Origin of the sequence: Actinosynnema sp. NPDC059797 (assembly GCF_042732085.1) — a bacterium.
Lineage (GTDB): Bacteria > Actinomycetota > Actinomycetes > Mycobacteriales > Pseudonocardiaceae > Actinosynnema.
Window position 1 is genome coordinate 1 of the sequence record NZ_JBHWIE010000495.1, and the last position, 4,305, is coordinate 4,305.

General features: G+C 76.1%; 2 protein-coding genes. Both read right to left on the reverse strand.

Annotation, left to right across the window (positions count from 1 at the left end):
- Positions 1-235 precede the first annotated feature (235 nt).
- Positions 236-1,186, reverse strand: a complete 951-nt coding sequence (locus ACFV4N_RS40430; RefSeq protein ID WP_499677982.1) for an aminoglycoside phosphotransferase/kinase family protein — start codon at positions 1,184-1,186, stop codon at positions 236-238.
- A gap of 206 nt (positions 1,187-1,392) precedes the next feature.
- Complete coding sequence (locus ACFV4N_RS40435; protein ID WP_499677983.1) at positions 1,393-4,086, reverse strand: AfsR/SARP family transcriptional regulator; 2,694 nt, start codon at positions 4,084-4,086, stop codon at positions 1,393-1,395.
- Positions 4,087-4,305 lie beyond the last annotated feature (219 nt).

Sequence of the window (4,305 nt, forward strand, 5' to 3'; positions counted from 1 at the left end):
TGGGGCGAGCTGGAGCGCAGGCCGGGTGCGGGTCGGGGCGGACCGGAGCGCGGGTTGGGGCGAGCTGGAGCGCAGGCCGGGTGCGGGTCGGGGCGGACCGGAGCGCGGGTTGGGGCGAGCTGGAGCGCAGGCCGGGTGCGGGTCGGGGCGAGCCGGAGCGCGGGTTGGGGCGCGGACCGGGCGCGGGCCGGGTGCGGGTTGAGGCGAGTTGGGGCGCGGGTTGGGCGGGCTGCGGCTAGTCGGACAGGCCGCCGGCGAAGGGCATCGTCCGCCACTGCTCCACGCCCGGCGCCAGGTAGTCCACCAGCACGGGCAGTTGCGGCACGAGCGTCAAGCAGGCGATGACCCGCAGCATCCCCACCGCGTTCACGAAGCGCAGCACGCCCTCGTCCAACGGCCTCAGGCCGTTGCGGGTCGCGCCCTCGTTGTACGCGGCTTCGAGGTCGGGGCCCAAGGCGGCCAGGTCCCACTCCACCGGGCCCAGGGTGATCAGCTCGAAGTCCGCGTAGCGGTCACCGTCCACACCGGAGAAGACGTTCGCGGGCGGGCAGTCACCGTGGACGGGCTGGAGGTCGATGCCCGGGAACGCCTCCTCGAACGCCGCCCGCGAGCGCACCAGCGGCTCCAGCACCCGCCACTCCCGGCGCGCCCGGTCCAGGTCGGCCGGGGGCAGGAGGTCGGGGGTCTTCTCCAGCAGGGTGAGGCTTTCCTCGACGAACCCCGGTTCGGCGGCGGACAGGAACGACAGCTCGCCCGGGTAGTCGCGCAGGGCGGCGTGCAGGGCGGCGGTGGACTCGGCGTTGGCCGCGTAGTCGGGTTCCCTGTCCTTGTCCTCCTCGACGAACTGCCAGAACGTCATCGAGAAGCCGTCGCGCTGGACGGGTTCCCCCGGCACGAGGGGGCTGGGCGGGATCACGGGCGTGCCCCGGTCCGCCAGCCACCGCGTCACGTCCAGTTCCGACCGCTGGCGGCGCGCCAGCACGTCGAGGTCCGTGGCTCGCGGCAGGACGGTGGGCACCCGGACCACGACCGGCGCGGGTGCGAGGTGGACGACGACGGAGAACAGGTCGTGCAGCACCGCGGCGTCGGTCACGGTGAGGCCCAGGTCGCGTCCCGCCCCGACGGCCGCGTCGACCGCGGCGGAGGTGCGGCGGGCGAGTTGCTGTGCGGTCGGGTGCTCGGTCACGGGACGATCTTCGCACGGCCGCCGAACCGGGCACGACCACGTCCGGCCGAACTCAACCAATCGGGCAGGGCCGCACCCGACGAACAGGGCCACGCCGAACCGGGCGGGGCCACGCCCGCCGAGCGGCGCTGTCACAACAGAGCCGCGCCCCACCGGACAAGGCCGCGCCCGACCACGCGACGCGGTCGGTGACAACAAGCCCGCGGTCAGCCGAGCAGGGTCAGCACCCCGTCCTCGTCCTCGACCCGCCCCTGGGCCCGGAACAGGGTCAGGGCCCGCTGCCACGCCTCGCGGGCCTCCTCCGCACGACCCGCGGCGGCCAGCACGTCGCCGAAGTGGCGCAGCACGCTGGCCTCCTCGTAGGAGTTGTCGAGCTGCCGGTACAGCTCCAGGGCGTGCCGGTAGTGCTCCACCGCGTCGGCGTCGCGGCCGTGCTGGTGGGCGATGTAGCCGAGGCTGTCCGAGGTGGCCGCCAGCCCCTCGACGTGCCCCAGCTCCCGGTTGAGGGCCAGCGCCTCCAGGCAGTGCTCCTCGGCCCGGTCGTGGTGGCCGAGCCTGGCCAGCCGGTAGCCGACGTCGTTGAGGGCTTCGGCGACGCGGATCGGCAGGTCCAGCTCGCGGAACAGGGCCAGCTGCGCCCGCGCGTGCTCCAACGCCCCGGCGACGTCGCCCCGCCGTTCCATCGCCCACGCCATCGCCCGGTGCGCGGCGGCCCGGTCGTAGCCGCCCTCGACCAGCTCCAGCATCCGCCTCAGGTGGTGGTCGCCGTCGTCGAAGCGGCCGACGTCGGTGAGCGCCAGGCCGAGGAACTTGTGCGCGGTGACCCGCTTGAACCTGTCGTCGAGCGCGTCGGCCGCGGCCAGGGCGATCCGCCACACCTCGATGTCCTCGGCCGCGTGGCCCCGGCGCAGGTGGTAGTTCGTCAGGCCCCACGCGAAGTGCCAGGCCACGTCGTGGCGGCCCCGGGCGGCGGCCAGGCGCTGCGCGTGCAGCACCGACTCGTACTCGACGTCGAACCACTCCAGGGCCGCGGTCACGTCGTCGAGCCGCGCGGCCCGCCCCGCCGGCGCGGGGATTCGCGGCCGGTGCGGCTCCAGCAGGCGGTCGCCAGCGTGGGCGGTGGCCGCGAAGTAGCCGGTGAACCGGTCGAGGGCGTCGTCCGCGCCGGCCGGGGCGACCTCGGCGGCGTAGAGGCGCACCAGGTCGTGCATCCGGTAGCGGCCCGCGCGGTGCTGCTGGACCAGGTGGGCGGCCTCCAGCTCGCGGAGCAGCCTGCGGGTGTCGGCGCGGCCGGTCAGCTCGCCCGCGGCGCGCAGGCCCACGTCCGGCGCGGACACCAGGCCCAGCAACCCGAACAGCTCGACCGCGCCCGGCGACAGGACCCTTGACGAGCAGGCGAACACCGTGCGCAGGTCGGAGCTGAGGTCGTCCAGCGCGTCGAGGCGGTGCTCGGCCAGCTCCTCGACCAGGCCCGACAGCGGCAGGTCGGGCTGGGTGACCGCGCGGGCGGCGACGATGCTCAGCGCCAGCGGCAGGCCGCCGCACAGCCGGATGAGCTGCCCGACCGCCTCGGCCTCGGCGTGGACGCGTTCCGCGCCGAGGCGGGAGGTGAGGAACACGCGGGCGTCGTGCTCGTCGAGCACGTCCAGCGCCACCGAACGCGCGCCGTGGGCGGTGACCACGCCCAGGAGCTGCCGGCGGCTGGTGATCAGCACGGTGCAGCGGCCCGCGCCGGGCAGCAGCGGCGTGACCTGGGCGGTGTCGCGGGCGTCGTCCAGCACGACCAGCACCCGCCGCTGGGACAGCAGGCTGCGGTACAGGGCGGACTGGGCGTCGAGGTCGGCGGGCGGGTCGTCGACGCCGAGCGCGCCGAGGAAGCCGCGCAGGACGGTCTGCGGCGCCATCGGCTCCGCGGCCGGGTCGAACCCGCGCAGGTTGGCGTAGAGCTGGCCGTCGGGGAAGTCGTCGGCGTGCCGGTGGGCCCAGTGCAGCGCCAACGCGGTCTTGCCGATGCCGCCCACGCCGCCGATGGCCGTGATGACGACCGTGCCGGACGGTTCGGTGAGGTCGGCGATCTCCTTCTCGCGGCCGGTGAACCACGGCTGGGGCGCCGGGAGCTGGCGGGGCACGACCCGGCGCGCGCCGGCGGTCTCGACGCGGTCCCGGTCCCGGTCGCCGTTGCCGTTGCCGTTGCCGTTGCCGTTGCCGTCGAGGATGCGCAGGTGCAGGTCCCTCAGGCGCGGGTCCGGGTCGGCGCCCAGCTCGTCGGCGAGGCGGTGGCGCAGCTCGTCGTAGTGCCGCAGCGCCTCCGACGACCGGCCGGCGCGGTGCAGGGCCAGCATGAGCTGCCCGGCGACCCGCTCGTCCAGCGGGTGGGCCGCCGCGGCGGCGTGGAGCGCGGGCAACAGGGCGGTGTGCCCGCCGAGCCGGAGGGCCACGTCGTTGCGGTCCAGCTCGACGGCCGTGCGCTCGGCCTGGAGCGACGCCCTGACCTCGGCGAACCACGGCGAGTCGAGGCCGTCGAACGGGTCTCCGCGCCACAGGGCCAGCGCCCGGTCGTAGCGCCGCGCGGCCTCGGCGTCGGGCGCCCCGCGCGCCCCGGCCACCAGGTCGCGGAACTCGCGCAGGTCCACCCGGTCGGCGTCGAGCGCGTACCCGCCGGGGCCGCGCCGGATGGGGATGCCGGCGGCGCGCAGCTTCGACACGTACCCGTAGACGGTGTCGCGGGCCCGCAGCGGCGGGCGCTCGCCCCACAGCCGGTCGACCAGCCGGTCCACCGGCACCGGCCGGCCCTCGTCGAGCAGCAGCGCGGCGAGGACCCCGCGCTGTCGGGTGTGACCGATGTCGAGGTCGACACCACCCACCTCCGCCCGGACACCGCCGAGCAGCCCGAACTCCACGCGCAGCCCTCCTGAACAGCCTGTTCAAGGATCATCCTAGGTCTGCACCCGGTCGCCCGGCCACGCTGCCCCCGTGACAGCGGACAGGTGATGACGGCCCGGCGGCGGTCCGCCGCGCGACCGGGCACCGGGGGGCGGGGAACCGAGGGGTCGGGGCGCCCCCCGGGGCGGGGGGGCGAGGGGGGCCCCGGGGGGGGGGGGGGGGGCGGGGCGGGCGGG